This window comes from Butyrivibrio sp. CB08, assembly GCF_003625485.1.
Taxonomy (GTDB): Bacteria; Bacillota; Clostridia; order Lachnospirales; family Lachnospiraceae; genus Butyrivibrio.
The window spans coordinates 49,063-55,520 of sequence record NZ_RAIR01000012.1 but is presented as its reverse complement, the minus strand read 5'-3'; the positions used below and the strand labels follow the sequence as shown (position 1 = coordinate 55,520).

The window sequence follows — 6,458 nt, the reverse complement described above, 5'->3', positions numbered from 1 at the left end:
CAGTACAGGGAGTACTATGCTTAAAAACAAGTGTGGAGTTTTTTTGAAACTGTGTCTACTTTTACTTGACTAGTGCATTCAGAGAGAGTTTTATGCGCTGAAGGTATATTCGCAGATAGTGTCCAATCAGAACAAGTAAAAAAATATACCTTCAGAACAGATTATTTCTTTCTGAAGGTATATTTTGTTCTAAATAGATCTTCCTGGTATGGAGCTTCCCACATTCTCACAAAGCAAGAAGCCTCCACTCCTACTTTACAGTTCCTGATTCTTCAGGTAGGTTTCTACAATTATGCTCTTTACGTATTGATCAATATTCTTCTGGTCTTCCTTAGAAAGCTCAGAGATGATAACTGGCTTGCAGTACTCGATCGTTACATTAGTACTCTTAATAAATGGCATGTGCTTTTCAAAGATTTCTTCCGTGTGGTTAACTACAACTGGAATAATTGGACATCCGGATTTTTGAGCAATTTTAAAGCTTCCTTTATGGAATTCTCCGATAGGTTCGTCTGTTTTGATTCTTGTTCCTTCAGGATAGATGAAAATAGAAATACCGTTCTTAACTTTGTCAATAGCTGAGAGTACCATCTCAAGGCCCTTTCGGATATCCTTGCGGTCAAGGAACAGGCAGTCCATAAAGATCATCCAGATGTTGAGAAGAGGAATCTTTAGCACCTCTTTCTTGGAGATGAAGCCTGTTGGATTAGGAACTCTTGGGTAACAAAGCACGATATCGAAGATGCTTCGGTGGTTACCAACGTAGAGAACAGCTGTGTCCTTGGGAACATTTTCCTCTCCGATGACAGTTCTTTTAACGCCGCAGATAAAGATAACAACGTTGAAAGCCCAGCTGACGATAGCAAGGGATGCGCGCTTTTTGGCGTTCTCATTAAACTTACTTATGATCCAGAGAACAAGCTGGATCGGAAGGGATATTATAAGAAAGATAGCGACAAATAATACCGCAAGTATCAGACGTATCATGTATTAAGCCTCTTTTCGTAGTTGATAAAAATTCCTTGTTTATTTTCTCATGGTTGGCAAAAAAATGAAAGAGGTAATAGCACAGGGGCCAAAAGACTGTTACAATGAGATACGGTAGGGACAAGGAGAAAACTATGGTTCTTATAAAAGGTGGTTACCTGATGGACCCCGCATCAGAAACTGAGGGCATCAGGGACATAGTAATAGACGGCGATAAAATAGCCGGGATATATGAAGAAGGAAGCAGTAAGGTATCTGAGCTCATTTCGAAAGGAGCCCAGGTCATTGATGCGACTGGCAAAACGGTTGCTCCAGGCCTTGTGGATCCACACGTGCACTTCAGAGATCCTGGTTTTACCTACAAGGAAGATATAGAGACTGGCGCAAGGGCGGCAGCAAGAGGCGGCTTTACCAGCGTTATCATGATGGGAAACACTGATCCCCACATGGATAACGTCGCTACTATTAAAGACGTCCTTAAGCGCGGCGCAGCAACTGGCATAAAGGTCTACACCTGTGCCAACGTCACCATGGATATGGCAGGAAAAGAGCTAACGCCTATGGAAGAGCTTATAGAGGCGGGAGCAGTTCTTTTTACTGATGATGGTAAGCCCATTACAGATGAGGGACTTATGGAGGAGGCATGCAAAAGAGCTGCGGCCCTTGGCAAGGTCATAAGCCTCCACGAAGAAGATCCGAACTTCATAACAGATAACGGAATAAATCAGGGAGAGGTTGCAGATAAGCTTGGGATCGTTGGATCTCCAAGGGAAGCAGAGATCTCCATGGTCAAAAGAGATATCGAGCTGGCAAAGAAAACCGGCGCAAGGCTCACTGTGCAGCACATTAGTACAGCGGAAGCTGTGGACATGATAAGACAGGCCAGGAAGGATGGGCTTAAGATCTACGCGGAAGCTACGCCCCATCACTTCACCCTTACACAGGATGCGGTTCTTGAGCACGGGACACTGGCCAAGATGAATCCGCCGCTTCGCCTTGAGAGCGACCGAAGGGCCATAATCGAAGGCCTTAAGGATGGCACCATAGAGGCCATCGCCACAGATCACGCTCCTCATTCCAAAGAGGAAAAGGACAAACCTCTTAGAGAGGCTCCAAGCGGAATCACAGGGCTTGAAACAGCTCTTTCCCTAGGAATAAGGGAACTGGTTCAGCCAGGATTCATGACAATGATGCAGCTCATTGAGCGTTTCACTGTTGGCGCAGCCAGGATCTATGAGCTTGATGCAGGCAGGATCTACGAAGGCGGGCCTGCGGACCTTGTGATATTTGGTCAGAGAGACACTTGGGAGTTTGACAGCTCTTTTTCCAAGGCATCAAACACACCATTTCTTGGAGAGAAGCTTCCAGGCAAGGTATATGAGACTATCTGCAAAGGCAGGATAGTTTATCAGGGATAAATGTAGGAGATAATGTGTATGTCTAAGAAAATGAAATGCGAGGCAAAAGTACAAAGCCAGGAGCTTTTGGCAGATGGAATCTATGACCTTCGTCTTCAGGTTCCTTTTGCGGGGGACGTGGTTCCAGGACAGTTTGTGGGGGTATTTCCACTCAATAAGGCTACGCTTCTTCCAAGACCCATCAGTATCTGCGAAGTGGACAGGGAGAATAGCGTAATAAGGCTGGTATACAGAGTTGTGGGTTCTGGAACAGCAGAGTTTGCCCTCTATCAGCCTGGGGATTACATGCTTGTCCTTGGACCTTTGGGAAATGGATTCCCACTTGAGGCGGCAGCTGGGAAAAGAGCTGTTGTCATCGGCGGAGGAATCGGTGTTCCGCCGCTTCTTGAGACAGCAAAGCGCCTGTCAGCCATGAAGGGAAGTAAGGCTCCAGAAAAGGTCAGCGCTGTTATGGGTTATAGAAACAGCGACACATTCCTTGATGATGAGTTTGCTAATTTCTCAGAGCTCTATGTGGCAACTGAGGACGGAAGCCTTGGAACGAAGGGAAATGTCATCGATGCCATGAAGGAACAGAATGTTCCCTGCGATGTGATCTTTGCCTGCGGACCAATGCCAATGCTTAAGGGTATCAAGGCATACGCAGCTGAAAATGGCATCAAGGCTTATCTGTCACTGGAGGAGAGAATGGCCTGCGGTGTTGGAGCATGTCTTGGATGTATCTGTAAGACCAAAAACGTGGATGAGCATTCCCATGTTAAGAACGCCAGGATCTGTACTGACGGTCCTGTGTTTGATGCAGATGATCTTGATATGTAACCCTAAGCGCAGCATGAATATAGAAGGTGGAGTTTGTATATGAATACATCAGTTGAAATAGCAGGCGTAAAATTTAAAAACCCGGTGATGACAGCTTCCGGAACCTTTGGATCCGGAATGGAATACTCAGATTTTGTGGATCTTAACAGACTTGGTGCTGTTGTGACCAAGGGGGTTGCCAATATCCCATGGGAGGGGAACCCTGTTCCAAGAGTAGCAGAAGTTTACGGCGGAATGCTTAATGCCATTGGCCTTCAGAACCCCGGAGTTGAGGTGTTTGCCGAAAGAGACCTTAAGTTCCTTGAAGGATATGATACAAAGGTAATCGTAAATGTATGTGGCAAGACTGTTGAAGATTACCTTGAAGTTGTGGAGCGCCTCGGGGATGAGAAGAGAGTTGATATGCTTGAGATCAATGTCTCCTGCCCAAACGTCAAGGAAGGAGCGATTGCTTTTGGACAAAAGGCAGACGCACTTTTTGACATCACAGAGAAAATCAAGAAGGTTGCCAGGCAGCCAGTTATCATGAAGCTCAGCCCCAATGTAACAAGCATTGCGGAGATGGCAAAGGCTGCAGAGGCAGCAGGAGCAGATGCCATTTCCCTTATCAATACCATCACAGGTATGAAGATAGACATCTATAAAAAGAAATTCGTCCTTGCCAACAAAACCGGCGGAATGTCAGGCCCGGCAATTAAGCCTGTGGCAGTCCGTATGGTCTACGAGGCTTCTCACGCTGTAAACATCCCAGTAATAGGAATGGGCGGAATCGCAACAGCAGAGGATGCCATTGAGTTCATCATGGCAGGAGCAACAGCTGTTGCAGTTGGAGCCATGAACTTCCATAACCCTTATGCGACAATAGAGGTTGTAGAGGGTATTGAGAAGTACATGCAGGAGCAGGGCGTAGAAGATATCAACCAGCTTCGCAAGATTCTTTAATTGACAATCATATGTAAATAAAAAAAGAGGAAGAGCTTTTGGCGGCCCTTCCTCTTTTGTTGCTAACAACAGTTATTCAGTTTGAGTCTTTCCTGTCAGCTCATCAAATCCCTTCATAACAGCATCAAATGTGTTCTTGGAGATTTCTGGAAGTTCGCCACCCCAGGTCTTTTCAGCCTGTTTGTAGCCCTTCTCAAATGCAGCTCTCATCTGCTCGAGCTTATCAGGATCGTCTCCTGCAAGCGCCTTGGCAAAATCAAGGATACGCTCTGAGGTCTGTTTAACACCCCAATAGCCGTCCTCGGAAATGTCCTCCTGCGCCTGTGCCTTGGTTGCAGCATCTACTGTGAAATCACCCTTTGCAAGGAATCTCCAGATAGACTCGTCATCGCTGTCTGAATTGGCGATGCCATAGGTCTTGGCCTGCTTGCCCATCATCTTGTGGACGATGTCCAAAAGCTGTTGCTGGCGAAGCGCATCATCCGCCTTAAGCTGCTGGATGATCTTGGTCCTGTCTGCTTCCTTGTTTGAGACTTTTGGCTTGTCAGCCTCCTTCTCATCGGATTTTTCGTAGACTGCTGCCGCTTCTGCTTTGACCTTTACTTCTTCTTCATCCTTCTTTTTGCTCTCCGCGGGAGCATTAAGACTGGAAGCATAGGCCGTCGCGATGTTGTTAGTAACCTCGGTAACTCCGTTTACGCCCATATTGAACTCCTTTTCCGCGACAGGTTATCTAAGTACCGCGCTGAAACGAAACTATAGTTTACCTAATCTTCCTATCGGCAAATTTTTACAAAACTTTAGAGCTAAAACAAAAATTTTTTAATTTTTTTGGATTTTTTTTCTTGTATTGAAATTGCCGAGGTGAGAAGATGAGATATAGCAGGAACTAAGCGTATTATGAGGTTTCTGATTACGGATACCAAGCGGAGTTTTGACATGGAGATAACTAAAAAGGCTTACGCCAAGATAAATTTAGGACTTGATGTCCTTGGAAAGCGTGATGATGGCTACCATCTGGTAAAGATGATCATGCAGAACGTAGATATATTCGATACTTTGACCTTCAGGGATACAGAGGATGGAAGCATAACTCTTTCGGCCAACGACGAAAATATCCCTGTGGATGACAGCAATCTTATCTGCAAGGTAGCAAGACAGCTTAAGGAAGCCTACGGCGTAACCAAGGGCGCCCAGATTGAGCTTGTAAAAAGAATTCCTGTGGCAGCAGGCATGGCTGGCGGAAGCACAGACGGGGCAGCAGCTTACAAGGCACTTAATGAGCTTTGGAATCTTGGGCTTTCAGATGAGGAGCTCTGCAAGCTGGCGGTTAAGCTTGGAGCAGACATTCCATACTGTATCGTAGGAGGAACAGCTCTTTCCGAAGGTATTGGCGAAGTCTTAACCCCAATCGATTCCAGGGCGGATTATCATCTGGTGGTGGCAAAACCTGACATCATGGTATCCACAGGCTGGGTATATACCGAGCTTGACAGTACAGAGATATCAAGACATCCTGACATAGACGCTGTTAAAAGAGCTCTCGAAGAGGGAGATGTACAGGGAATGTGTGACAACATCCACAATGTCCTTGAGCCAGTGACCACAGCAAAGTACGACGTAATAAAGGATATAGAAAAGATCCTTGAAGAAAACGGCGCTGTTAAGGCGTTCATGACAGGAAGCGGACCCACAGTATTTGCAGTTTTTGACGATGAGAAAAAGGCAGGAGTAGGATTTGATGCAGTTAAAAAAAGTGGCCTTGCGTGGCAGCTCTTTTTAACAAAACCAATTGATCCAGGACGCGTATGAAGGTGAAGAACATGAACAAAGAAGTAGAAGTTTTTGTCACAGGCATACATGTAAGAGAAGGTGAACCTACTGAGAAGGTGGAGACAAATGCCACCGGAACCTTTGAGATCTTAGAGGATGGCAGCAGAGTTGTTGAATATGATGAACATCAGGACGAAGAGGGTTCCATGAAGGTTCACAACAGGGTAAGTATAGAGCCTGATGGTCATAAAATGGCCATTGTAAGGGATGGGGCCACAAGTTCAAAGCTCTTCTTTGGGCAGGAGCTTGAGTACGACACTGAGTACTTAACTCCTTACGGCGCTATGCAGATGAAGGTCAGGACCACTGACTTTGATTACAGCAACCGAAACGACGAAGAAATCAAGGTGGTTGCGGAGTATGATCTGGAGATCGGAGGAGAAGTGGTCTCAAGGTCAATGATAGTTATAGACATAAAAAATGCGGTGGCACAATAAATGCCACCGCTTTACTTTTGGT

At 45.7% G+C, this 6,458-nt stretch carries 7 protein-coding genes; 5 read left to right on the top strand and 2 right to left on the bottom strand.

The genetic code is table 11. The features are described 5' to 3' along the window. Positions 1-255: 255 nt before the first annotated feature. The gene (locus D6855_RS15765) at positions 256-987 is read right to left on the bottom strand and encodes a lysophospholipid acyltransferase family protein (RefSeq protein WP_120742838.1); all 732 of its coding nucleotides are present in this window, start codon (positions 985-987) and stop codon (positions 256-258) included. A gap of 134 nt (positions 988-1,121) precedes the next feature. Here D6855_RS15765 and D6855_RS15760 point away from each other — a divergent pair, with 134 nt between their 5' ends. Genes D6855_RS15760 through D6855_RS15750 form a run of 3 tightly spaced genes read left to right on the top strand, consistent with a single transcriptional unit; the run spans position 1,122 to position 4,166 of the window. After that, positions 1,122-2,405: a dihydroorotase gene (locus D6855_RS15760; protein WP_120742836.1), complete on the top strand. Its 1,284-nt coding sequence runs from the start codon at positions 1,122-1,124 to the stop codon at positions 2,403-2,405. Positions 2,406-2,423: 18 nt separating this feature from the next. Then, positions 2,424-3,224, top strand: coding sequence for a dihydroorotate dehydrogenase electron transfer subunit (locus D6855_RS15755; RefSeq protein WP_120742834.1), 801 nt, complete (start codon positions 2,424-2,426; stop codon positions 3,222-3,224). A 39-nt stretch (positions 3,225-3,263) separates the two neighbouring features. Further along, positions 3,264-4,166: a dihydroorotate dehydrogenase gene (locus D6855_RS15750; protein WP_120742832.1), complete on the top strand. Its 903-nt coding sequence runs from the start codon at positions 3,264-3,266 to the stop codon at positions 4,164-4,166. A 72-nt stretch (positions 4,167-4,238) separates the two neighbouring features. On the opposite strand, the gene D6855_RS15745 is transcribed toward D6855_RS15750, so the two are convergent. Beyond that, complete coding sequence (locus D6855_RS15745) at positions 4,239-4,871, bottom strand: hypothetical protein (protein ID WP_120742829.1); 633 nt, start codon at positions 4,869-4,871, stop codon at positions 4,239-4,241. Between the two features lie 234 nt (positions 4,872-5,105). Between D6855_RS15745 and ispE the strand changes: the two genes are divergently transcribed. Together ispE and D6855_RS15735 are read left to right on the top strand one after the other, a co-directional pair. After that, positions 5,106-5,978, top strand: a complete 873-nt coding sequence (gene ispE / locus D6855_RS15740) for a 4-(cytidine 5'-diphospho)-2-C-methyl-D-erythritol kinase (protein ID WP_120742827.1) — start codon at positions 5,106-5,108, stop codon at positions 5,976-5,978. Positions 5,979-5,989: 11 nt separating this feature from the next. After that, entirely contained in the window at positions 5,990-6,436 is a 447-nt protein-coding gene (locus tag D6855_RS15735) for a DUF1934 domain-containing protein (protein WP_158589560.1), read from the top strand. Positions 6,437-6,458 lie beyond the last annotated feature (22 nt).